This window comes from Pedobacter immunditicola, assembly GCF_037482985.1.
Lineage (GTDB): Bacteria > Bacteroidota > Bacteroidia > Sphingobacteriales > Sphingobacteriaceae > Pedobacter > Pedobacter immunditicola.
In genome coordinates, this window is record NZ_JBBHKC010000002.1 from 99372 (window position 1) to 123616 (window position 24245).

Annotated in this window: 28 protein-coding genes; 23 read left to right on the top strand and 5 right to left on the bottom strand. The window is 40.7% G+C overall.

Annotated features, from left to right (window positions below; translation table 11 throughout):
• Positions 1 to 40 precede the first annotated feature (40 nt).
• From WG905_RS02985 to WG905_RS03095, 23 genes are all read left to right on the top strand, one after another.
• The gene (locus WG905_RS02985; RefSeq protein WP_339590212.1) at positions 41 to 1756 is read left to right on the top strand and encodes a tetratricopeptide repeat protein; all 1716 of its coding nucleotides are present in this window, start codon (positions 41 to 43) and stop codon (positions 1754 to 1756) included.
• 87 nt (positions 1757 to 1843) lie between these two features.
• Positions 1844 to 2215 carry an NADH-quinone oxidoreductase subunit A gene (locus WG905_RS02990; RefSeq protein WP_339590213.1) on the top strand — a complete coding sequence of 124 codons (372 nt, stop codon included), beginning with the start codon at positions 1844 to 1846 and terminating at the stop codon, positions 2213 to 2215.
• 109 nt (positions 2216 to 2324) lie between these two features.
• Complete coding sequence (locus tag WG905_RS02995; protein WP_339590214.1) at positions 2325 to 2867, top strand: NADH-quinone oxidoreductase subunit B; 543 nt, start codon at positions 2325 to 2327, stop codon at positions 2865 to 2867.
• Complete coding sequence (locus WG905_RS03000) at positions 2867 to 3370, top strand: NADH-quinone oxidoreductase subunit C (protein WP_339590215.1); 504 nt, start codon at positions 2867 to 2869, stop codon at positions 3368 to 3370. The genes WG905_RS02995 and WG905_RS03000 overlap by 1 nt, the downstream gene beginning before the upstream one ends.
• Before the next feature lie 4 nt (positions 3371 to 3374).
• On the top strand, positions 3375 to 4586 hold the full coding sequence (locus tag WG905_RS03005; RefSeq protein ID WP_339590216.1) for an NADH-quinone oxidoreductase subunit D: 1212 nt from the start codon (positions 3375 to 3377) through the stop codon (positions 4584 to 4586).
• Positions 4579 to 5091: an NADH-quinone oxidoreductase subunit NuoE family protein gene (locus WG905_RS03010; RefSeq protein ID WP_339590217.1), complete on the top strand. Its 513-nt coding sequence runs from the start codon at positions 4579 to 4581 to the stop codon at positions 5089 to 5091. Before WG905_RS03005 ends, WG905_RS03010 begins: the two co-directional genes overlap by 8 nt.
• Complete coding sequence (gene nuoF / locus WG905_RS03015) at positions 5091 to 6458, top strand: NADH-quinone oxidoreductase subunit NuoF (RefSeq protein WP_339590218.1); 1368 nt, start codon at positions 5091 to 5093, stop codon at positions 6456 to 6458. The genes WG905_RS03010 and nuoF overlap by 1 nt, the downstream gene beginning before the upstream one ends.
• Positions 6459 to 6473: 15 nt before the next feature.
• Entirely contained in the window at positions 6474 to 7478 is a 1005-nt protein-coding gene (locus tag WG905_RS03020; protein WP_339590219.1) for an NADH-quinone oxidoreductase subunit G, read from the top strand.
• Complete coding sequence (gene nuoH / locus WG905_RS03025) at positions 7478 to 8515, top strand: NADH-quinone oxidoreductase subunit NuoH (RefSeq protein ID WP_339590220.1); 1038 nt, start codon at positions 7478 to 7480, stop codon at positions 8513 to 8515. The genes WG905_RS03020 and nuoH overlap by 1 nt, the downstream gene beginning before the upstream one ends.
• Positions 8516 to 8545: 30 nt before the next feature.
• Positions 8546 to 9046 (top strand): NuoI/complex I 23 kDa subunit family protein, encoded by a 501-nt coding sequence (locus WG905_RS03030; RefSeq protein ID WP_339590221.1) that lies wholly within the window; start codon positions 8546 to 8548, stop codon positions 9044 to 9046.
• A gap of 78 nt (positions 9047 to 9124) precedes the next feature.
• Positions 9125 to 9622, top strand: a complete 498-nt coding sequence (locus WG905_RS03035) for an NADH-quinone oxidoreductase subunit J family protein (protein ID WP_339590222.1) — start codon at positions 9125 to 9127, stop codon at positions 9620 to 9622.
• Complete coding sequence (gene nuoK / locus WG905_RS03040; protein WP_339590223.1) at positions 9622 to 9951, top strand: NADH-quinone oxidoreductase subunit NuoK; 330 nt, start codon at positions 9622 to 9624, stop codon at positions 9949 to 9951. The genes WG905_RS03035 and nuoK overlap by 1 nt, the downstream gene beginning before the upstream one ends.
• A gap of 21 nt (positions 9952 to 9972) precedes the next feature.
• Positions 9973 to 11865, top strand: coding sequence for an NADH-quinone oxidoreductase subunit L (nuoL, locus tag WG905_RS03045; RefSeq protein WP_339590224.1), 1893 nt, complete (start codon positions 9973 to 9975; stop codon positions 11863 to 11865).
• Between the two features lie 21 nt (positions 11866 to 11886).
• Positions 11887 to 13353 carry a complex I subunit 4 family protein gene (locus tag WG905_RS03050; RefSeq protein WP_339590225.1) on the top strand — a complete coding sequence of 489 codons (1467 nt, stop codon included), beginning with the start codon at positions 11887 to 11889 and terminating at the stop codon, positions 13351 to 13353.
• A gap of 4 nt (positions 13354 to 13357) precedes the next feature.
• Positions 13358 to 14731 carry an NADH-quinone oxidoreductase subunit N gene (locus tag WG905_RS03055; protein ID WP_339590226.1) on the top strand — a complete coding sequence of 458 codons (1374 nt, stop codon included), beginning with the start codon at positions 13358 to 13360 and terminating at the stop codon, positions 14729 to 14731.
• A 45-nt stretch (positions 14732 to 14776) separates the two neighbouring features.
• A complete protein-coding gene (locus WG905_RS03060) occupies positions 14777 to 15439 on the top strand; it encodes a DedA family protein (protein ID WP_339590227.1) in 663 nt (220 codons plus the stop codon).
• A gap of 2 nt (positions 15440 to 15441) precedes the next feature.
• Positions 15442 to 15993 (top strand): inorganic diphosphatase, encoded by a 552-nt coding sequence (locus WG905_RS03065; protein WP_339590228.1) that lies wholly within the window; start codon positions 15442 to 15444, stop codon positions 15991 to 15993.
• Complete coding sequence (locus WG905_RS03070; RefSeq protein WP_339590229.1) at positions 15993 to 17318, top strand: hemolysin family protein; 1326 nt, start codon at positions 15993 to 15995, stop codon at positions 17316 to 17318. Before WG905_RS03065 ends, WG905_RS03070 begins: the two co-directional genes overlap by 1 nt.
• Positions 17319 to 17329: 11 nt before the next feature.
• Positions 17330 to 18034: a 16S rRNA (uracil(1498)-N(3))-methyltransferase gene (locus tag WG905_RS03075; protein WP_339590230.1), complete on the top strand. Its 705-nt coding sequence runs from the start codon at positions 17330 to 17332 to the stop codon at positions 18032 to 18034.
• Positions 18035 to 18050: 16 nt separating this feature from the next.
• A complete protein-coding gene (locus WG905_RS03080) occupies positions 18051 to 18551 on the top strand; it encodes a biotin/lipoyl-containing protein (RefSeq protein ID WP_339590231.1) in 501 nt (166 codons plus the stop codon).
• 84 nt (positions 18552 to 18635) lie between these two features.
• Positions 18636 to 19724 carry a type IX secretion system outer membrane channel protein PorV gene (gene porV / locus WG905_RS03085; RefSeq protein WP_339590232.1) on the top strand — a complete coding sequence of 363 codons (1089 nt, stop codon included), beginning with the start codon at positions 18636 to 18638 and terminating at the stop codon, positions 19722 to 19724.
• A gap of 98 nt (positions 19725 to 19822) precedes the next feature.
• Positions 19823 to 20305 carry a 2-C-methyl-D-erythritol 2,4-cyclodiphosphate synthase gene (gene ispF / locus WG905_RS03090; RefSeq protein WP_339590233.1) on the top strand — a complete coding sequence of 161 codons (483 nt, stop codon included), beginning with the start codon at positions 19823 to 19825 and terminating at the stop codon, positions 20303 to 20305.
• Positions 20306 to 20447: 142 nt separating this feature from the next.
• Positions 20448 to 20699 (top strand): hypothetical protein, encoded by a 252-nt coding sequence (locus tag WG905_RS03095; protein WP_339590234.1) that lies wholly within the window; start codon positions 20448 to 20450, stop codon positions 20697 to 20699.
• Position 20700: 1 nt separating this feature from the next.
• Here the strand turns inward: WG905_RS03095 and WG905_RS03100 are convergent, their stop codons facing one another.
• The 5 genes from WG905_RS03100 to WG905_RS03120 all read right to left on the bottom strand — a co-directional run bounded on the left by WG905_RS03100 (position 20701) and on the right by WG905_RS03120 (position 24244).
• Positions 20701 to 21573 carry a pirin family protein gene (locus tag WG905_RS03100; RefSeq protein WP_339590235.1) on the bottom strand — a complete coding sequence of 291 codons (873 nt, stop codon included), beginning with the start codon at positions 21571 to 21573 and terminating at the stop codon, positions 20701 to 20703.
• Between the two features lie 39 nt (positions 21574 to 21612).
• The gene (locus WG905_RS03105) at positions 21613 to 22143 is read right to left on the bottom strand and encodes a YceI family protein (RefSeq protein ID WP_339590236.1); all 531 of its coding nucleotides are present in this window, start codon (positions 22141 to 22143) and stop codon (positions 21613 to 21615) included.
• An 86-nt stretch (positions 22144 to 22229) separates the two neighbouring features.
• A complete protein-coding gene (locus WG905_RS03110; protein WP_339590237.1) occupies positions 22230 to 22820 on the bottom strand; it encodes a Crp/Fnr family transcriptional regulator in 591 nt (196 codons plus the stop codon).
• 9 nt (positions 22821 to 22829) lie between these two features.
• Positions 22830 to 23000: a FeoB-associated Cys-rich membrane protein gene (locus WG905_RS03115; RefSeq protein ID WP_339590238.1), complete on the bottom strand. Its 171-nt coding sequence runs from the start codon at positions 22998 to 23000 to the stop codon at positions 22830 to 22832.
• Positions 23001 to 23050: 50 nt separating this feature from the next.
• A complete protein-coding gene (locus WG905_RS03120; protein WP_339590239.1) occupies positions 23051 to 24244 on the bottom strand; it encodes a hypothetical protein in 1194 nt (397 codons plus the stop codon).
• Position 24245 lies beyond the last annotated feature (1 nt).

A 24245-nucleotide genomic window follows, 5' to 3' on the forward strand; every position in this document is an offset into this window, starting at 1 on the left:
TAGAAGTGTTGTACTTCCTAACGATTAACGATAACGAACCATGAAAATGACAAAGAAAGCAATAGCCTTAAGTTTAGGTTTAGTAGTGATGGGTTCTGCCTCTTTTGCTCAAAGTTTAGATGACGCAAAGAAGGCATTGGATGCTGAGCAGTACCAGAAGGCAACTTCTATGCTAAAATCACTTGTAAACTCTCAAGCTAGTAAAGGTGAAAATTATTATTACTTAGGAGAGGTATATTTACGTACCGACTATGTAGATTCAGCTAGAGCTGTGTTTACTAAAGGTGTTGCTGCAGATCCTAAGTTTGCATTAAACTATGTAGGTTTAGGAGAAGCTGATCTTGCTTCTGAAAACCCTACCTCGGCGAAAACAAATTTTGATAAAGCAATCGATGTTGCTTCTAAAAAGGATTATATTCCATCTATGTTTATTGGAAAAGCTTATGTAGCGGCTCCAAAACCTGATTTTACAGCTGCTTTGCCATACTTGCAAAAAGCAGACGAATTGGATAAAGCTGATAAAGCTGCTGAAACTTTCCTTGCTTTAGGAGATTTTTATGCTGCCCAGAAAAAGAACTCTGAAGCTTTGCAAAATTACCTTAGGGCTTTAAATATCAATCCTAATTTACACAGGGCTAAAGTTCAAATCGGGAGAATGTACAAGGAATCCAGAGCGTTTCCTGAGTCTGAATCAGCTTTGAAAGAAGTAATTGCTGCAGATCCTAATTACGGGCCTGCTTACCGCGAAATTGCTGAGTTATACATGCAATGGGCAAATTTTGAGCCTCAGAACTTTGACGCTAAAGCGGCTTTGGCCTTGGAAAACTATAAAAAATACCTTGACTTAACTGATAAATCTTTTGAATCTAAATTGCGTTATGCACAGTTCTTATTCTATGCAAAAGATTTCCAGACTTTAGAGCAGGTAACAAGTGAATTGGCTTCTGTTAGCCCGAATGATCCTAAAGCGCCTGTTGTATTGAGGATGCGTGGTTATTCAGCTTATGAAAACAAAAACTATCCACAGTCATTACAATACATGAATGACTTTTTTGCAAAAACAAAAGATACTTCCCGTATTGTTGGTTCTGATTATTTGTACTTAGGTAAAGCTTACTTGCAAAGTGGAAATGACAGCCTTGCTTTGGTAAACATCACTAAAGCAGTGGAAAAAGATTCAACAAACGTTGAAGCACTTACTGAAGTAGCTAAAGCATTTTATGATGCAAAAAACTATCAAAAAGCGGCTGATATTTATGACAAAGCAATTGCTGCTGCGCCAAATGCAAAAGGTGTGTTATATAGCTATTACTACAATGGTTTAGCACGTTATTTCCAATATGCTGCTGGTGTAAATGCAAATACTAGCCCTTCTAAAGATATCCTTGTTAAAGCTGATTCAGCTATTGCTAAGGTAACTGCACTGGCTCCTGAAACAACGGATGCTTACTTGTGGAGAGGTAGAATTAACAGCTTATTGGATGATGAACAAAATCCTAAAGGTTTAATGGTACCTCACTTTGAAGCTTTTGTTCAAAAAGTAACTGTCGATAAACCAGAGCTTGCTGCTGCGAATGCTAAGAAATTAGCGGAAGCTTATGATCAGCTTGGTGCATTCTATGCGGTAACGGATAAAGAAAAAGCAAAAGAATACTTTACAAAAAGTGTAGCCGCTAATCCAGCTGGTACTTTTGCTCCGGCAAAACTGAAAGAAATGTCTGCTCCTGCTGCTAAAGCTGGAACAAAACGGAAATAAGCAGTTTTAACGTATTATTTTTGATTAAATGAAAGGCAGGGTTGTTATCCTGCCTTTTTCTTTTAATTTTGTACCCAAACTTAATTTATGGAAACCCAAAGTATACCTTCAGATTTTCTTCCAATTATTTTCCAGGTTATTGTAGCTCTTGGATTTGTAGTGACTACCTTGGTAGCGACGCATTTTTTAGGTCCTAAGCGGAAAACGGCTGATAAGTTGACAACATTTGAAGCTGGTATTAAATCAGTAGGAAACGCGCGTCAGCCTTTTTCCATTAAGTATTTCCTTGTGGCCATATTATTTGTATTGTTTGATGTGGAGGTCATATTTATGTATCCATGGGCTGTAAATTTCAGGGAATTGGGGACTACAGGAATGATAGAAATGTTTATCTTTATGGGGACGCTATTATTAGGCTTTGTATATGTTATAAAGAAAAAGGTATTGGATTGGAGCTAGTAATTTAGATTTGCATCTAAGGGTACGGCTACTAGCAAAATCTTTTTAAAAAAATTATTTGTATGTTTAGCGTTCATTCTTTACAGGAATGAACCTTTTTGTTTATATCATGAGTAACATCAACATAGTGAACGCACCTCCGGGTATCGAGGGATCAGGCTTTTTTGCTACCTCACTTGATAAAGTAGTGGGCCTTGCAAGATCACATTCTTTATGGCCATTGCCATTTGCAACTTCGTGCTGTGGAATTGAGTTTATGGCCACCATGGGCTCACATTACGATTTTGGTCGTTTCGGTTCAGAGCGTTTAAGTTTTTCTCCCCGTCAGGCAGATCTTTTAATGGTAATGGGAACGATTGCGAAAAAAATGTCACCGGTTTTAAAACAAGTGTATTTACAGATGGCCGAACCACGTTGGGTAATGGCTGTAGGTGCCTGTGCTTCCAGTGGTGGTATTTTTGATACCTACTCTGTATTGCAGGGTATCGACGAGATCATTCCTGTTGACGTTTACGTTCCGGGATGCCCGCCAAGGCCTGAAGCTATTTTAGATGGTTTCGGTAAGATCCAGGAACTGGTAAGAAATGAATCGTCCAGGAGAAGAGATTCTGAACAGTATAAAGAATTGTTGGCTTCTTACGGCATATTATAATGGAAGAAACTAAAAACAACCAACTGGTTCAGTTACTGAGTAAAAAATTTCCCGGTAAAATAACTGGTGTTGAAGAACCATATGGCTTACTCACTTTTGAGACCACTAAGGATGTTATTATAGCGGTGTTGCAGTTCTTAAAAGAGGATGTGCAAACCAATTTTAATTTCCTTACTGATATAACTGCAGTACATTATCCGGAAAAAAAGCATGGCATTGCCGTAGTTTATCATTTGCATAACATGGTCGAAAAGATAAGGGTACGCGTAAAAGTTTATATAGACCAGCAACATCCGGAAATTCCTACGGCTACAACTTTATGGAAGGGTGCCAACTGGATGGAACGTGAAACGTATGACTTTTTCGGTGTTAAGTTCGAAGGACATCCGGACTTAAGAAGAATACTAAACATGGATGAACTTGGTGTTTTTCCAATGTTGAAACAATATCCTTTGGAAGATCCAAACAGGGTTGATAAAAAAGACGAATACTTTGGTAGATAATAATATGAATAATCAGCCAGTATATACAGATAATGATCCTCAGGAGGGTTATGTGACCTTAAATTTAGGTCCTACTCACCCTGCTACACATGGGGTTTTTCAAAATGTTCTTCAGATAGATGGAGAACGCATCGTAAGTGGCGTATCAACGATCGGATATATCCACCGTGCTTTTGAAAAAATTGCCGAACACAGGCCATTTTACCAGATCACACCGCTAACCGATCGGTTGAACTATTGTTCGTCTCCAATCAATAATATGGGTTGGCACATGACGGTGGAGAAATTATTAAATATTCAGATGCCTAAAAGGGTTGATTATTTAAGAGTGATCATTATGGAACTAGCCCGTATTTCTGATCATATCATTTGTAATACAATTATTGCACAGGATACAGGAGCTACAACCACCTTTTTATATCTTTTTCAGTTCAGAGAACATATATATGAGATCTATGAAGAGATATGTGGTGCCCGTTTAACCACTAATATTGGTCGGATTGGTGGATTTGAAAGAGATTTCAATGATATCGCTTTTGCGAAAATAAATAAATTCCTTAAAGAATTCCCGGTAGCATTGAGGGAATTTGAAAGCTTGCTTAACAGGAACAGGATCTTTATTGACCGTACTGCAGGTGTTGCAAAAGTGACGCCTGAAGTAGCTTTGGATTATGGATGGACCGGGCCTTTATTGCGGGCAACGGGCGTGGATTATGATGTGCGCGTAAGTGAGCCGTATTCCTCTTACCAGGATTTTGATTTTGAGATACCTGTTGGTACCAACGGTGATATCTATGACCGTTACCTGGTACGTAACGAAGAGATGTGGCAAAGTGTGCGCATCATTGAACAAGCACTGGAAAAATTGAAACATGAACCAGCCGGTATCTTTCATGCTGATGTGCCAGAGTATTATTTGCCTGCAAAGGAAGAGGTGTATAATAACATGGAAGCCTTGATTTATCACTTTAAAATTGTGATGGGTGAAATTGATGCGCCGAAAGCGGAAGTTTACCATGCGGTTGAAGGAGGAAATGGCGAACTGGGCTTTTACCTGATTAACGATGGCGGCAGAACGCCTTACCGTTTACACTTTAGAAGACCAAGCTTTATAAATTATCAAATGTATGCTTCCATGAGTGAAGGTATGCTGTTATCAGATGCCATCATTAACATGAGTAGTATGAATATTATTGCAGGAGAATTAGATGCTTAAAGTAGAAGAACAACAACCTGTTGATTTTTCACCGGCTTTGGTAGCAAAGTTTGATGAAATCGTTAAAAGATACCCTGTTGGGAAGCAGAAGTCTGCTTTATTGCCAATTTTACATGAAGTGCAGGCTGAGCAAGGCTGGTTAAGTGCTTCGGCGATGAACCGTGTCGCGGCCTATCTTGAATTAGAGGATATTGAAGTTTATGAAGTGGCATCCTTTTACTCGATGTACTTCTTAAAGCCTGCAGCTAAATATGTGCTTGAAGTTTGCCGTACCGGGCCATGCTGCCTTGTTGGCGCAGAGAAAATCATGCAACATATACAACAAAAGCTCGGCGTGAAGGAAAATGAAATAACTCCTGATGGAATGTTTAGCTGGAGAGGCGTAGAATGTTTGGCCGCTTGTGGTTATGGTCCTGTCCTACAGATTGGTCCGGAATATACTTTCTACGAGAACCTTAATGAACAAAAAGTGGATGAATTAGTAGAGAACTTACGTAAAAAATAATGGCCCGTAAACTATTATTAGAACATATTAACGTACCAGGCATCAATACATTTGATGTGTACCGCCAGAAAGGTGGCTACCGTGCTGTGGAAAAAGCTTTGAAAACGCTATCTGCTGAGGATGTTGTTGAAGAAGTGAAAAAATCGGGCCTGCGTGGACGTGGGGGAGCAGGTTTCCCTACCGGGATGAAATGGAGTTTTCTGGCTAAGCCAGAAGGCGTTCCACGTTACCTGGTTTGTAATGCTGACGAATCTGAACCGGGTACTTTTAAAGACCGGTATTTGATGACCCACATTCCTCATGCTTTAATTGAAGGAATGATTGTTTCCAGCTACGCCTTAGGTGCTCATACTTCCTATATTTACGTGCGTGGTGAAATGATGCCGCAAATAAGAATCCTGGAAAAAGCAATTGCAGAAGCAAAAAATGCCGGCTTCCTTGGTGATAATATACTAGGCACTGGTTATAACCTTGAACTTTACGTTCAGCCGGGTGGTGGTGCTTATATCTGCGGCGAAGAAACCGCATTGCTTGAATCTCTGGAAGGAAAAAGAGGAAACCCAAGAATTAAACCGCCATTCCCAGCTATTGCTGGTTTATATGGCAGGCCTACGGTGGTCAATAATGTAGAATCCATTGCTGCCGTTGTACCTATCATCAATGATGGTGGTGATGAATATGCTAAAATCGGTATCGGGCGCAGTACAGGAACTAAATTAATATCGGCTTCAGGCAATTTAGTGAAACCAGGGGTTTATGAAATTGAACTGGGTCTTCCGGTGGAAGAGTTTATCTATTCTGAGGAGTATTGTGGTGGTATTGCAAATGGAAAACGCCTTAAGGCAACTGTAGCCGGCGGTTCTTCTGTTCCCATCCTTCCTGCTAACCTGACATTGAAGTTAGCCAATGGCGACCCCAGGTTAATGAGCTATGAATCGCTCGCCGAAGGTGGTTTTGCTACCGGTACCATGATGGGTTCTGGTGGTTTCATTGCTTTTGATGAAGATCAGTGTATCGTTAGAAATACCTGGAACTTTGCCCGCTTTTATGCACATGAAAGCTGTGGACAATGCTCTCCTTGCAGGGAAGGTACCGGATGGATGGAAAAAGTTTTGCATCGCCTGGAATATGGACATGGAAAAATGAGCGACATAGACCTGTTGGTTAATGTGGCGAAAAATATAGAAGGAAATACCATTTGTCCTTTAGGTGATGCAGCAGCATGGCCTGTGGCAAGTGCCATCAGACATTTTAGGGATGAGTTTGAGTGGCATGTAAAAGAGCCGGTTAAATGTCTTGATACGAATTACGGCCTGGCAAATTATGCTGAGCCTATTGTGAAAGCTGAAGTAACTACACAAAATTAAAGGATATCATTAACAATGAGTGATAAAGTTAAGGTTACCATAGACGGAATAACAGTTGAAGTTGAGCCAGGTACAACAATCCTGAATGCTGCAAGGCAAATAGGTGGGGATATTGTGCCTCCTGCGATGTGCTATTATTCTAAATTAGCAGGAAGCGGTGGTAAATGCCGTACCTGTATTGTTAAGGTAAGCAAGGGTTCTGAAAAAGACCCAAGACCGATGCCAAAGCTGGTGGCTTCATGCCGTACCACTGTAATGGATGGTATGGAGGTGTTGAATATTACTTCTCCAGAAGTGGTGGAAGCCCGTAGGGGTGTAGTTGAGTTTTTACTGATCAACCATCCTTTGGATTGTCCGGTTTGTGACCAGGCTGGTGAATGTGACCTGCAGAATTTGAGTTACGAGCACGGCTTGCAGAAAACAAGATACGAGTTTGAGCGCCGTACTTTTGAACGGATTGACATTGGTGATAAGATACAGTTGCACATGAACCGTTGCATTTTATGCTACCGTTGTGTGTTTACCGCCGATCAGATCACGAATAAACGTGTTCACGGCATCTTAAACCGCGGTGACCACTCCGAAATTTCCACCTATATTCAAACTGCTGTAGATAATGATTTCTCCGGTAATGTGATTGATGTTTGTCCGGTTGGCGCATTAACGGATAAAACTTTCCGCTTCAGAAACAGGGTATGGTTTACAAAACCTATTGATGCACATCGTGATTGCCCGACTTGCAGTGGCAAAGTTACGCTGTGGTATAAAGGGGATGATGTACTGCGCGTAACGGCCAGAAAAGATATCTACGGTGAAGTGGAAGAATTTATCTGCAATACTTGCCGTTTCGATAAGAAAAAAACTGCCGACTGGGTAATTGAGCATCCTACACATATTGCTGATACCTCTGTAATTGCATCAAATCATTACGAAACTTTGATCCCATTACCTGTAATTCAGGATAATCCTAAATTGCAGTTGGCCAATAAAATTGAACTAGAAAAAACCAGTAAATTCTAATGGAGACCTCGATAGTTATAGAAAAATTTATACTCGTTGCTATCCTTTTTGGGGTTACCCTGGTGATTGCAATGTATTCCACCTATGCAGAACGTAAAGTAGCTGCTTTTTTGCAGGATCGTTTAGGTCCTGACAGAGCAGGTCCTTTTGGGATGTTCCAACCGCTTGCTGACGGTTTGAAGATGTTTATGAAGGAAGAAATTGTGCCCACCAACTCGAGTAAGTGGTTATTTATGGTGGGCCCTGGTCTATCCATGTTAACTGCTTGTATTGGTACCGCTGTGATCCCTTGGGGGCAGGATATTACTATTGGAAGCCGGGTTATTCCTTTGCAGGTTACAGATATCAACGTAGGGATCCTTTACATTTTTGGTGTCGTTTCTTTGGGCGTTTACGGTGTAATGATTGGTGGCTGGGCTTCTAATAATAAGTATTCCTTATTGAGTGCCATCCGTGCCGCATCACAGAATATCAGTTACGAAATTGCAATGGGACTTTCCATTATTGCCTTGTTACTGGTAACCGGAACAATGAGCTTAGGGGAAATTTCAGAGCAGCAACATGGCTGGCGATGGAATGTGCTTTACCAACCTTTGGGTTTCCTTATTTTTATGATCTGTGCTTTTGCAGAAACCAATAGGGCACCATTCGATTTGCCTGAGTGCGAAACCGAGCTGATTGGTGGTTATCATACAGAGTATTCATCAATGAAACTGGGTTTCTATCTGTTTGCAGAATACATCAATATGTTTGTTTCTTCGGCTGTAATGGCTACCCTTTATTTTGGTGGTTACAATTACCCTGGAATGGATTGGGTATTGCTGCACACCGGACCAATAATAGGCCCTTTGATCGGAACCGCTGTACTGTTTCTTAAGATATTTGCATTCATATTTTTCTTTATGTGGGTACGTTGGACTATACCTCGTTTCCGTTACGATCAATTGATGCATGTAGGATGGAAAATATTGATTCCACTTGCCATCGCAAATATCATTATCACCGGTGTGGTGATTGCACTAGTAGAAGAGTTTTAACGTCCGCTTGCGGACATAATAGGAGGTTTAATGGAACCATTAACCAATAAAAAGAAAGTATTAGAACAAAAGCCCCTGACGTTTTCAGAGCGCATGTATTTGCCTGCCATTGCAAAAGGGTTGTCTATTACCTTTAGTCATTTATTTAAAAAACAGGCCACCATCAGGTATCCTGAAGAAGAACGTGAATTTTCTACTAATTTCAGGGGAATGCATTCTTTGAAACGTGATGAAGATGGAAAAGAACGTTGTACAGCCTGCGGATTGTGTGCACTTTCATGTCCTGCGGAGGCGATCACCATGATTGCTGCTGAACGTAAGCCTGAAGAAAAGGACTTGTACCGGGAGGAAAAATATGCTTCAGTATATGAAATAAATATGTTAAGGTGTATTTTCTGCGGCTTGTGTGAAGAGGCTTGTCCGAAAGAGGCGATTTATCTTGATGGGCCCATCGTACCGTCGGATTACCTGCGTAAGGATTTTATTTACGGCAAGGATAAACTGGTGGAAGCACCTTTGGAGAAAAAATAACAAGATCGCCTTCGGGCTTTAGTATAAACAGTTTTAATACTTATGTCGCTTTCAAACGACTTTAAAAACAAAATATAAATGGGTACATCTGTATTCTATGTCGTAGCAGCTCTAAGTGTCTTCTTTTCACTGATGGTTGTCTTTTCCAAAAATCCGGTGCACAGCGTACTCTACCTGATCGTCACGTTTTTCACCTTAACCGTTCATTATATTTTAATGAATGCACAGTTTCTGGCTGTAGTAAACTTCATCGTTTATATGGGTGCCATCATGGTGCTGTTCCTGTTTGTGCTCATGTTGCTTAATCTCAACGAGGAAAATGAACCTGCAAAATCCAATATTGTTAAAATTATTGGTGTCATTGCCGGCTGCTGCCTGGTGGTTACCTTGCTAGGTTCATTAAAAGCAACAGCAGTTTCAGATCCATTGATCTTAAAGAATCCAAACTTGGGCCTGGTTAAAAACTTAGGTAAAGAATTGTTTGGTCCGTTTATGCTGCCATTCGAGCTGTCTTCGATATTACTGCTGACAGCCATGGTTGGTTCGGTATTGTTAACTAAAAAAGAAAAAGTATAGTGGAAAACATTACGCAACAATTGCAGGGAGTGCCACTTAACCATTACATCTGGCTAAGTGCTATTATTTTTACCATAGGTGTGATCGGGGTATTAACCCGTAGAAATGCCATCGTCATCTTCATGTCGGTAGAGTTGATGTTGAATGCCGTCAACTTGCTGTTAACCGCTTTTTCTGTGCACCATAATGATCCTGCAGGTCAGGTTTTTGTGTTCTTTATTATGGCGCTGGCAGCTGCTGAAGTTGCCGTAGGACTGAGTATCATTGTCATGGTATACAGAAATACACAGTCTACAGATATTAATGTGTTGAATCGCCTTAAGTGGTAATATTTAGATTAGAAATATAAAATGATAGATTTAGTTTGGCTGGTTCCGTTAATTCCACTTTTAGGCTTTATAATAAATGGACTTGGTAGAGATACATTATCTAAGAACCTTATCGGTTTTATTGGCAGTGGTGTAATTTTCCTTTCTTTTGCCCTTAGTCTCGGCATATTCTTCGAATTGGGCGCAAGTGCGAATAAATCGCATGAGGTTTTTCTTTTCGACTGGTTCAGTGCAGGAGACTTACATATTCCATTTTCCTTCCTGGTAGATCCTTTAAGCAGCATGATGTTGCTCATCATTACTGGTGTTGGTTTTTTAATCCATATTTACTCGATTGGCTATATGCACAGCGATGCAGGCTTTGGCAAGTTTTTTAGCTACCTGAATTTGTTTATCTTTTTCATGCTGTTGCTGGTTTTAGGATCCAACTACCTCATCATGTTTATTGGTTGGGAAGGTGTAGGGCTATGCTCATACTTGCTGATTGGATTCTGGTATACCAATAGCAGCTATTCTTCTGCAGCTAAAAAAGCTTTTGTGATGAACCGTATTGGTGATTTAGGCTTCCTGCTGGCTGTATTCATTATGTTCCAGACTTTTGGGAGCGTAGAATTTTCTAAAGTGTTTCCTCAGGCCGCTGATATGCTGCCGGGACATACCTCCATTATTTTAATCACTTTATTTTTATTTATCGGTGCTTGTGGTAAATCTGCCCAGCTGCCGTTGTTCACCTGGTTACCTGATGCGATGGCCGGACCAACTCCGGTTTCGGCATTGATCCACGCGGCGACTATGGTAACGGCGGGTGTTTACATGATTGCCCGTTCGAATGTCTTGTTTGATCTGGCACCGGTTATTCAACACCTGGTGACTATCGTTGGCCTGGCGACTGCTGTTCTGGGTGCTTTGATTGCGCTGACGCAAACGGATATCAAAAAAGTTCTTGCTTATTCTACAGTTTCCCAATTGGGTTATATGTTCATAGGCTTAGGTGTTGGCGCTTATGACGGTGCTTTTTTCCATGTCATCACACACGCTTTCTTTAAAGCACTGCTGTTTCTTTGCGCAGGATCAGTGATCCATGCCATGCACCATCAGCAGGATATGAGGCATATGGGTGGTTTGCGTAAAAAGCTTCCCGTTACTTTTATAACCATGTTGATTGGTACAATCGCCATTTCAGGCTTGCCGCCATTCTCGGGTTTCTTCTCCAAAGACGAAATTTTGGCACATGCCTTTGAATACAATAAAATTGTTTGGGCAATAGCGGTATTTACAGCCTTCTTAACGGCTTTCTATATGTTCAGAATGTTGTACCTTACTTTTTACGGTACCTACAGGGGCTCACACCATGCGGAAGAGAAAATTCATGAATCTCCAAAAAGCATGACCATTCCTTTGGTTATTCTAGCCGTGTTATCTGCTGTGGGTGGCTTTATTGGTATACCTGAAGCATTAGGTGGAAGTCATTGGTTGTCGCAATGGTTATCACCCGTAATTTTACACCATTCTCCTGCACCAGACCATGCAACGGAATACATGTTAATGGCAGTATCTGTAGTTGGCGTGTTGATATCCATCGGTCTTGCTTATCAGAAATATGTTAAACGAGGCCACGTGCCGGTAGCTGATGAAGGGAAAAGAACGGCTCTTGCCACCATATCCTTCCAGAAGTTTTATGTGGATGAGATTTATGATTTCCTTATCAAGAAACCGCTTGATGCTTTATCTGTATTTTTCTATAAAATCTTCGATACCAAAATTGTTGACGGCATAGTGAATGGTTTAGGCTGGAGCACCTCTGAAGCGAGTAAGGGGATACGTTTACTGCAAACAGGTAATGTAGGCTTCTATATTTTAATGATGGTTGTAGGAATCATCTCATTGCTATTGTATACTTATTTATCAATATAAAAGATCGTCCAACCAAACATAATGGAACAACTTTTAATTCTTCTTATCGCTTTACCTCTGGCTGGTGCGCTGGTTACGGCATTTACCGGAAAGGCAGCTAAATATGTAGCCTTAATTTCAGCGCTAGTAACGCTGGTCTTAACTTTTTTTATCGTTAGTAATTTCAAACCTGATGCCAGTACACAGTTTCTGGTTAACTATCCCTGGATACAAGATCTAGGAATTAGTTTTCATGCCGGCATTGACGGTATTAGTTTGATTACCATATTGCTGACGAACGTTTTAATACCTATTATTACCCTGGCAAGTTTCCAGCATGATTATAAGAGAGCGCATGCCTTCTATGCCCTGGTGTTATTTATGCAGGCTGGCTTATTGGTGGTGTTTACTGCTTTGGATGCCTTCCTGTTTTATATTGGCTGGGAAGCTGCCTTAATTCCAATATACTTTATCTGTGCCGTTTGGGGAGGTAAAGACCGGATCAAGGTTAACATGAAGTTCTTTGTGTATACCATTGCAGGTTCGTTATTTATGTTGCTTGGTATTATTTACCTATACCTACAGAACCCGTTAAATAATTTCGATATACAGGCTTTTTATAGCCTTGAGCTTGATGCCTTCCATCAGGGATGGATCTTTTGGGCTTTCTTCATCGCTTTTGCTATTAAAATGCCAGTATTCCCATTCCATACCTGGCAACCTGATACTTATACAGAAGCGCCTGCTCCGGGAACAATGTTGCTGGCGGGCATTATGTTGAAAATGGGTATTTATGGTGTAATCAGGTGGCTATTGCCGATTGTGCCAACCGGTGTGCAGGATTGGGGCAGCACCGCAATTGTATTATCTATCATCGGGGTGGTTTACGCTTCGCTGATTGCCTTTACACAAAAGAATGCCAAAAGATTGGTAGCTTATTCATCCATTGCCCACGTAGGATTAATATCTGCTGGTATTTTTGCTTTGAATACCCAAGGCCTGCAAGGTGCCATGATTCAGATGCTGAGCCACGGTATTAACGTTGTCGGTCTGTTCTTTGTGCTTGACATCATTTCAAGCAGGTTAAAAACCAATACCATTGCAGAGCTCGGCGGATTGGCGAAAGTGGCGCCTCAACTGGCCATCACTTTCCTCATCATTGTGTTTGGAACAATTGCTTTACCAGGAACCAATGGTTTTATTGGCGAGTTTCTACTATTAGTCGGCATTTATCAGTATCATTTATGGGCAGCGGTCTTTGCTGGTTTAACAGTCATTTTCAGTGCTGTCTATATGTTGCGGATGTATCAAAACATCATGCTCGGCCCAACAAACCCGCTTACGGCAACTTTCACCGACATTAAAGGTTCGGAGAAAATAGTATTATATATTATTTGTGCATTAGTTCTGGTTATCGGTGTTTACCCGAAACCGATCCTTCACTTATCTGAAGCTGCAGTACAACAATTAATAGAACAGGTAAATCTAAAATTAACATCGGTAAACTAAGGAAATGAATATCATTATAACAATTGCGGTTACAGCTTTAGTGGTGCTTTATGCAGGTTTGTTTAAGGCTAAAAAAGCATTATTACCTATTTCGCTTATTGGCCTGCTTACTTCTTTAGTTTTCGTGGTAACATCCTGGAATACGAACTTGGTTCATTATGGGATGATGGAGATGGATAACTTTGCTTTGGCATTCTCTGGCTTAACTATCCTTGGTACAATATTTATCCTGTTGCTTACCCAAAATTATTTCAGTATTACCAGCGAAAATATAGCGGAATACATTACACTGCTGCTTTTTGCCCTCGTTGGTGTGATTATCATGGTTTCCTATAAAAACATGTCCATGTTATTTATTGGCGTTGAGATCATGTCAGTTAGTTTATACATTCTAGCCGGTATCCGTAAGCATAATTTCGCTTCCAATGAGGCCTCTTTAAAGTACTTTTTAATGGGCGCCTTTTCTACAGGCTTCCTATTATTTGGGATTACTTTAATTTATGGTGCTACCGGTTCTTTTGATCTGGATGGTATCCATAGTTACCTGGTGGGCAATTACCAGACAATTTCGCCACTTGTTTATCCTGGTGTGATCTTGCTGTTGGTAGGGTTGTGCTTTAAAGTTGGGGTGGCACCTTTCCATTTCTGGATTCCTGATGTTTATGAAGGTTCCCCGAGTCTGATCACCACTTTCATGTCAACCGTGGTTAAAGTCGCAGGTTTTGCAGCGCTGCTGCGCTTGTTTGCAGACACTTTTGCTCCTTTGCATGATTTCTGGATGGCACCCTTATTTGTGCTAACCTGCCTTACCTTAGTCATTGGAAACGTTACTGCATTATTTCAAAAGAACTTTAAAAGAATGCTGGCTTATTCCAGTATCTCTCATGTAGGGTATCTATTATTTGCGCTGATCACCCTGACAGGCAATTCATCAAATAATGCCCTGGTTTATGCAACCGCTTACACTTTTGCCACTATAGCCGCTTTTGCGGTACTTATTTTAGTGAAACAGAAAACCGGCGGTGATAATTATGATAGTTATAATGGGCTCTCAAAAAAGAATCCATTTACAGCCCTTGCACTTACTATAGCCATGCTTTCCCTGGCTGGCATTCCATTAACAGCAGGATTTATGGGGAAATACCTAATGTTCCTTAATGTGATGGAAGACTACCATGTTTACCTGGTGGCTTTTGCCATATTGAATGCACTCGTAGGTTTTTACTATTATTTCAGGGTAATTGTTGCTATGTATTTCAAGGAAGGGCCTGAAATATCGCTCCAGGTTCCAGTAGGATATCAGGTAGTCATGGTGCTTTCCATAATTATTACGATCGTTTTAGGGGTGTATCCTTCTGTCATTTTAAACTTGATATAAGCGCCAATCTTGATATTTATTTGTAGTTTTAGGGATAATTGAGTTATGCACGAATTCTGGAATTCATTACTACACCTTATTGATCCTGAAAAATTACTAAGAGAAGGAGGCTTCTATGTCGTTGTTTTTGTCATATTTGCCGAAACCGGCCTATTTTTCGGCTTCTTCCTACCTGGTGATTATCTTCTTTTTCTGGCTGGTATGTTTGTGGCCACAGGAAAACTGGACGTCAATATTTCTGTATTAGTCCTTGGGTTAACTTTTGCGGCCATTGCCGGAAACTTTGTTGGCTATTGGTTTGGCCGTAAAACAGGCCCTGTTCTCTATCAGCGGAAAGATAGCTTCTTTTTTAAGAAAAAATATTTAAAGGCAGCCGAAGAATATTACAATAAACAGGGCGCATTTGCATTGATTATGGGTAGATTTGTACCTATTGTAAGAACTTTTGCACCCATTTTTGCCGGGGTGGTGAAGTTAGACTTCAGGAAGTTTGCATTTTATAACATAGCAGGGGGAATATTATGGATCACATCCTTAACTTTGCTGGGTTATTTTTTAGGCATAAGATTTGAAAAAGAAATTAACGACTATCTATTTTATATTATAACTGGTTTTATCGTCATAACCACGATTCCGCTCATCTTCGCATTTGTAAAAAGGAAAGTGGTTACTGGTAAGAAAGACCAAACAAAAGACAACGAATCATAAAAATGAATAAAGACGATCATCACCCGTGGCACAGTGTTTCTCCTGGAAGCACCTTGCCTGAATTTGTAAATGCAATTATTGAAATCCCTAAGGGATCAAAAGCGAAGTATGAAATAGACAAAGATTCAAATTTGATTAAGTTGGATCGTGTGTTATTCTCTTCGGTTATGTACCCGGCTAATTATGGATTTATTCCGCAAACTTTTTGCGATGATAATGACCCTCTTGATATCCTGGTTCTATGTTCAGTTGATGTATACCCATTATCCATTGTTGAGGCAAAGGTTATTGGTGTGATGCACATGGTTGACAATGGCGAGCAGGATGATAAAATCATTGCGGTTGCTAAAAATGACCAGTCTGTCAACTATATCAATGACATTTCTGAACTTCCACCACATACGATGAAAGAAATCGTAAGATTTTTCCAGGATTATAAGGCTTTGGAAAATAAGAATGTAACCATTGAAAATTTAATGGGAGTTACATACGCACATAAAGTGATAGAGGAAAGTATAGCACTTTACGATCAGTTATTTAGAGAAAACGTTTAATGGGCTTTCAGATATTTTTGACCTTTTTCTTGGTGGTACTAAATGGTTTTTTCGTTGCAGCAGAGTTTGCAATTGTAAAAGTCAGGGCATCACAAATAGAAATTCAAGCTAAATCCGGTAGTAGAGTTGCAAATATTGCAAAGTTTATTACCCAGCACTTGGATGGATACCTTGCTGCAACCCAGCTAGGTATTACTTTGGCGTCACTTGGATTAGGCTGGGTTGGAGAGTCTGTAATGGAGCACCTTTTACATAACTTATTGACATCTTTAGGGTCAAGCCCTGAGTTTGTTGCATCGTTCTCTAGTACTGCATCACCAATTATTGCTTTTGCTTTTATTACCGTGATGCACATTGTATTTGGTGAACTTGCTCCAAAATCAATTGCTATACAGCGCCCTGTGGCAACAACATTGTTTATTGCCTTGCCTTTACAGATATTTTATGTGGTGTTTAAGCCATTTATCTGGGCATTGAATGGCTTTGCCAATGTGCTGCTAAAACTTGTCGGCATCGGCAGTGTGAGTGGCCACGAAGCGCTGCACAGTACAGAAGAATTGTATTATCTTTTGGATCAGGGGAAAGAAAGCGGTGCATTGGATACCAATGAACATGAACTCATTAAAAATGTATTCGATTTTAATGAACGTGTAGTCAAGAATATCATGGTGCCGCGTACCAAAATTTCTGGTGTTGAACTGGAAACTTCTGGTGAAGAAGTGATTCAGAAGATTATTTCTGAAGGCTATTCACGCTTTCCTGTTTATGATGATATCATTGATAAAATTATAGGTATCATCCATGCCAAGGATGTGCTTCCTCTTTTAGCCAGTAAGAAAGATTGGACTATAAATGACATCATCCGTAAACCTTACTTTGTTCCCGAAACGAAGAAGATTAACGACCTGCTTAGTGAATTACAGCAGAAGCGTATTCAGATCGCTATCGTGATTGATGAGTTCGGCGGAACAGCGGGTATGGTTACTTTAGAGGATATTGTAGAAGAGATTGTTGGTGAAATTCAGGATGAATACGATGAGGAAAAACCCATTGTAGAAAAAATCTCCGAAAATGAATTTATCATTAATGCCTACGCTACAGTATATGATGTGAATGAGCATCTGCCACATGACCTGCCAGAAAATCAGGACTTTGATACGGTGGGTGGCTTAGTGTCCCAGGCTTTTGGGAAAATTCCTGAGGTTGGTGATAGTGAGGAATGCTACGGCTATCTTTTCACCATTCTAAAGAAAACTGAGCAGAACATCGAAACCATTAAACTTGAACTGGTGATTGCAAAGGAAGACGCTATTGATAATCACTGATTCTACCTGTTATGCACGTCTTTTATACACCAGATATTGAAACCAGGGAGTATTCATTAAATGAAGAAGAAAGCAGGCACTGTAATAAGGTGCTGCGCTTGGTTCCCGGCGACCGTGTTTTTCTTGTTGATGGCAGGGGAGGCTTTTATGAAGCTGAAATTACGAATGCCGGAAAGAAGAACGTCACACTTCAGGTGATTCAGGCACAACAAGAATATCAAAAGCGTAACCATCATTTACACATTGCCGTTGCGCCCACCAAAAACATCGACCGCCTGGAATGGTTTCTGGAAAAAGCAACGGAGATAGGGATTGATGAATTTACGCCGCTGATCTGCGAAAGGTCAGAGCGTAAGATCGTAAAGGAAGAGCGGTTGTTTAAAGTGGTTACATCAGCGGTAAAACAAAGCTTGCAAGCTTACCATCCTGTACTCAATCCGGCGATTAGTTTCACTGATTTTCTTAAAGCTGAACGTGATGAGGTTAAATTGCTGGCACACTGCATAGAAGGCGAGCCCCGGAAGTCGATCAGCGAAATCATTGTTCCCCATGAACGTTACCTGATTTTAATTGGCCCGGAGGGCGATTTTAGTGCAAATGAGATTGCAATGGCCCTGGCAAAAGGTTACCAGCCACTCACACTGGGAAATACCCGGTTAAGAACAGAAACGGCAGCCCTAGCTGCATGTTTTGAAGTAAATTACTTAAACAGGTAAGTCAAACCCATCATATATGTACCAGGTAAAAGTAAATGATCAGCATCAATTTAAAATAGAACTCGATAAAAACCTGTTGAAGGTCAATGATGAAACTGTTGAATTTGATGCAGTTTCCTTGAGCAATGGGCATTCTCACGTGCTATATCAGCAGAAATCCTACAATGTGGAGCTGATTGCTCATCATCAGGAAGAAAAAGCTATAGAATTCAAGGTAAATGGCCGACTGTATATGGTTACGGTGGAAGATCAATATGATCAATTACTCAAGCAATTGGGCCTGGATAAGCTACAGGCTAGTAAAGTACAAGAGATTAAAGCACCAATGCCTGGCTTAGTCTTAAATGTATTGGTGTCAGTGGGTCAGGAAGTCAAAAAAGGCGACAACTTGTTAGTGCTGGAAGCCATGAAAATGGAGAATATCATTAAATCCACAACTGCAGGTACGGTAAAAATGATTGCTGTTCATCAGGGCGACAAAGTAGAAAAAAATGCGGTACTACTGCAATTCTCTTAACTAATCATTTTATAACCTTAAGGCTTATTATTTTTTGTTATTAGAACAGGGTTCTGCTAAATTAAGTGCCTAACCAAATAACAAATGTATTGGCAGCGCTTTCTCTCTATTATTGCAGGTTTAATTTTCTTATCAGCTCTTCATTCCGGTGTAAAAGCCCAGGTTTCCGCAGTTCCTTTTTTACTGCATTCCCCCGATTCCCGGACAAGTTCCATGGGTGAAGCCGGCGTGGCCCTCGGTTCGGATGCAAACTCCCTCAGTAATAATCCCTCCAAACTTGCATTTGCAGACCAAACTTACGGTTTTTCACTATCCTATAATCCATGGTTAAAAGCCCTGGTGTCTGATATTAATCTTGGCTATGTCAGCAGCTTTTACAAGTTAAGTGAAAGAAATACGCTGGGTGCTTCCATCAGGTACTTTTCGCTTGGCGAAGTACGATTGACGGATGTTTACCAGCAAGATCTGGGCATACATCGTCCCAACGAGTTTGCTATTGATGTTTCATTGGCCAGAAAGTATGGTGAATCATTTTCCCTGGCAACCTCCCTAAGGTATATCCGTTCCGATATTGGTGCCGGTCAATACATTTCAGGCGACCTTATTAAAGCTGGGACAGCTCTAGCTGCAGATATCTCCGCTTATTATAGGCAGGAGACTATTATCCTTGGCTCAGCGGCTGTCATTGCTGCGGGAGCTTATGTTTCCAACATCGGAACAAAACTGTCCTACACGGATGGCACGATCCCTTATTTTCTTCCGGCCAACCTGAAAATTGGTGCCGCCACTACTTTCTTATTTGGGAAGGATACTGAACTTAGTGTTCTATTCGATCTTAATAAATTACTTGTTCCCAGTGTAGCCGACTCTTTAAATGCTGCCAATGACACCTCAGTGCCACGAGGGATTTTAAATTCCTTTATCGATGCTCCGGGAGGCTTTAAAGGAGAAATGAATGAAATAAGCATAGCAACAGGTGTTGAGTATTTATATAAACAGCAGTTTGCTGTAAGAGGCGGATATAACAGCAGGCATTTTACCATCGGTGCCGGTTTCAAATACGATGTCCTGGGTGTTGATGTAGCCTACCTGATGGCTAGTCCGGACAAGAGCCCTTTTGCCAATTCCTTAAGATTCACGCTGCTGCTTAATTTCAAGGCCATAAACAAATAAAATGATCCTTTAATAGCCTTTAAAACGTAACTTAGGGCATTTCAATGAAGTCATCATGATGATTGCTTCATTACCTTTAAATAACAAACTATATACTGATGAAAATAAAAGTAGGATTCGGATTTGATGTTCACCAATTAAAAGATAACCATCCCTTTATTGTTGGCGGTGTGAACCTGGAGCATCATCGTGGGGCATTTGGACATTCTGATGCAGATGTTTTGCTTCATGCCATTTGCGATGCTTTATTAGGTGCAGCTAACATGAGAGATATCGGCTTTCATTTTCAGAATACGGATCCAAGGTGGAAAGGAATCAGCAGCATGATCCTGTTACAGGAAACTGTGAAACTCCTTGCCGATAAAGGCTATTCCATAGGTAACATCGACGCATCATTATGCCTGGAGGCGCCGAAAATTAATCCTTATATCCCTCAAATGCAGAAAAACATTGCCCAGGCTATCAACATCTCCGAGGATGACATTTCCATTAAAGCGACAACCAATGAGCAAATGGGTTTTATCGGTAGAGAAGAAGGTGTGGTGGCTTATGCGGTCTGTTTAATTGAAAAATCCGTTTAACCAATATTCAGAAATCAGCTTTACCCGCATGCAGGAGAAATCAACTTCCCAGCATTAGGGACTCGTAAATATCGCTTGGCTGATTAAAAACATAGAAAAACAATTAAGGGTACAAAGCCGTTTATAGGTAAAGCCCTTAATTATGAAACATCCTATGAAATTGATTACTTTTTGCGCTTTATCCGTATTGTTTATCGCTGCATGTACTTTTGGGGATAAAGGAGAAGAAGGAAGAACAGATTCCGCAGTTGTTGACACTTCAGTGCATACAAACCCTGCGGGTGGTTCCACAGGTACAGGTATTGACCAAGACACACCGATACATAGTAAAGAAAGTTCTATCCTGAAAGACACGATGGGAACAGATAGTGCAAGGAGAAGTAATAAGCCTTAACTTACTCTTCAAGGTAGCCAAATCTACCATGGTTATAATCTGCTAAGGCTTGCTGAATTTCTTCAGGTTTGTTCATTAAGAAAGGACCATAGGCCGCAATCGGTTCCAGTATAGGTTCACCGCTCAAGAGCAACACGGTGCTGTCTTCCAAAGCCTCCAGCGAGATGTCAGTACCCTCATTTTTAAAATGAACAAACTGATCAGCTGCTGCCGACTCCATGCCATTGACTTTTATTTTGCCCTCAACGACCAGCATGCCAGTATTGTAATCGCTTGGGAAGTCAAAATTCAAGTGCTTACCCGCCTTAAGTTTAACATTATAAACTTCCATTGCACTATAAGTACTGGCCGCGCCCTCAACACCATTGTAATTCCCAGCAATAACTTCAACAAAGCTGCCATCGGTAATTTCAAATTTATTGATCTCCGCATGCCTTATACCCTGGTATTTAGGTTTGGTCATTTTAAACTTGGCAGGAAGGTTAACCCATAACTGCACCAGTTGAAAATCACCACCGGTTTGACTATACGATTGCTCGTGGTATTCTTTATGCAGAATACCACTGGCAGCCGTCATCCATTGCACATCACCGGGATAAATTACCCCACTGTTTCCAGCGCTGTCCTCATGTGCTATTGCCCCATGATACACAATGGTCACTGTTTCAAAACCGCGGTGGGGATGTACGCCGACACCCCTTGGCTGGTTCCTCGCAGAGAAATTAATTTTAGCATTGTAATCCAGCATAAAGAAAGGGCTCATTTTAAGCTTGTACCCATTAGGGAAGAAATTATGTACCCTAAATGCGTCACCTACCATATGGGGGGCAGGAGCGTCTAAAATGGCTGCTACTGGTTTTACGATTTTGCTCATTTATATGATTTCCTTTCTTTTAAGAATGGATGTTGATTTTTAAGCTTGTTTGATAAATTGCAAATCACCTAAAATACGTACATCTTCACTAACCATTACACCACCAGTTTCTAAGGCAGCATTCCAGGTTAGTCCGTATTCTGTTCTGTTAATTTTTCCTTCAAGGTTAAACCCAGCTTTAACATTACCCCATGGATCTGTAGCAATACCACCGAATTCCACTTTTAATTTAGCCGGTTTGGTAACGTCTTTTATCGTTAAGTCACCATTTAAAACATAGTCGTTACCTTCTTTGGTTAATGAAGCAGACTCAAATTTCAAAGTTGGATATTTTTCTGCATCAAAGAAATCTCCGCTTTTCAGGTGGTTGTCCCTGTCTGTATTGTGCGTGTCGATAGAGGAGATCTGTGCTTCAAAAGTAACCTTTGTATCACTAAAATCTTCTGTTTCTGTTTCCAGTTCAGCCGTAAACTCGTTAAACTTTCCGGTTACGGTAGTGATCATTAAGTGTTTTACTTTGAATTCTAATTCGCTGTGTACAGGATCTAATACCCATTTAGTAGTTGCCATAATTTTTTATTTTTAGATTGTTTAATATTATAGCACAAATGTACGGCCAAGAGATTAACCGCACATTGATGTAGGATAAGAAATTATTACGGACGAAAATGTTTGTGTGCCAGGTCTTTCCGTACGCGGCTCAGGGATTCAGGTGTAATTCCTAAATAAGAAGCAATCATCCATTGTGGAACCCTTAGGGTAAGATTGGGATAAAGTTTGATGAAGTCGAGGTACCTTTCTTCAGCAGTGGCACTTAACAGCATATTGATCCGTCTTTGCATGAAACGGATGAAGTTGTTAAGCATGGTGTGGTTAAGTTCCTGCAATCCCGGAAGAATTGGGCTGGAATCTGTGAAATAGTCTTTGGGAATGATGATGGCTGTTGTGGCTTCCACGGCATCGATATTGAAATCAGCAGCTTCATTGAACAAGAAGCCATTTCTTTCAGACAGCCACCACAGTTCAGGGGCAAACTGAATAATGTGAACCTTGCCCTTGTTGTCGATAGAATAACTGCGCAATAAGCCTTCTACCACAAAATAGGTTTTGCTGCAAATTTCACCCTGGTTTAAAATCTGTTCATTCTTTTCGAAAGTTTTAACTTTAAGGTCTTTGGAAATGAGCTCAAACTGCTCATCAGTAATAGGAAGGCTTTTTTCTAGGTAGGCTCTAAATTTGTCTAACATCGTTAACGCTTACAAATTACCTTTTGGAGAATCAATTTTAGAAAAATCCACCTTACATTTATTGCTGCCACACGATCCGCAGCTGCCACCTTTTTCCGAACCCGAACGGTAGATGCTACGGCCTATATAAAATATAGCCGCTAGAAAAAGGAGGATGACTAATATGGTTTGAATATCCATAAATCAAAAATAAGAAAGAATCTGTTTGATGAAGTCTTAAAATTGTAAATTTAGCTATCAATCAATCCCACTGTTCCACCCACCCAATCGAAATCTTGATTATATCGTACACCGATCATCTTCCCCCGGCTCAGTCTGGCAAGGTTCATACAAAGCTGCGGTTCTTCACCATCCGGCCATAAATACATCATGCGGATCTCCACCTTTACACCACCATCAAGCGCCTGTACTACAGGTTCATATTTTACTTTGCGTTGCAGGATCCAATTTTCAGGGTCATTAATATTTTCAATAGCTGCAGCAGTAACGTCAATCAGCACACCCTGACCGGCAAAAGAAAACAAGGGTTTAAGCACATAATTGTCGAGGTCTTCAGGTATTTCATCGACTTCATTCAGGAAACGCGTTTCCGGGACAAAGGTATTTTTCAAAAAGGGCATGGTATATTTACTGATGCGGTAGAACCAGTTTGGATGTGTGGCCCATTCTATATCCAGTGGCTCGCGTGGGTCAAAACTCTGGTCAAACATTTCCGTCTTACCCTGGATTTCATCGAAGATCAAGCGGTTGTAAATCCGCTTAAGTCTAACTTTCTGTCCATTTTCCATGTAAAAAAGCTGCCTGCCTTCTTTAAAGATGTCCGTGAGGCTTAATATTTTAAAACCAAGCACCTGCTGGGTAATGTGAAAGTCGATGAAAGTTTTCTGATTTGGCGCATCAACGTCCATTAATGCAACTTCATGGGGCTCATGGTTCCCCAGGATGACCTTTTTCAAAAGATCAATATAGGACCACTTATCAAGGTCATTAAAGTAAGGACTAAATTCAGCAATCTTATCCAGTTCATAAACCTGCTGGAACACTTTAGCGAGGTGAGGTTGAAAACCGTAGAGCGAAGGAAAGCCTTGTAGCTCTATTAATTTAGGGACAAGCTCACCAGCTTCATCCTTACATACTGCAAAATCAAAGGTCAGGAAATGTGGATGGTCATTTTCTGCAGGCACATTCCACTCGGGTGGAATAGCATGTTGAGTTAATGCTTTAAAATCCGGCTGCCTGATCAGCTTAATGATCTCTTCACCTGCGGCGATGAGTTGTTCTTTTAAAGCTGCAGGAATAAAGATGGGCGTTTCCGCTATACGAAAGGAAACAGGAGGGAGGCCATCCGTTACCTGTTTCAACAGAGATTCATATTTTTTAGGAGTGAAATCACGGTTAAACTTCTTTCTATAGCTTGGAATCATC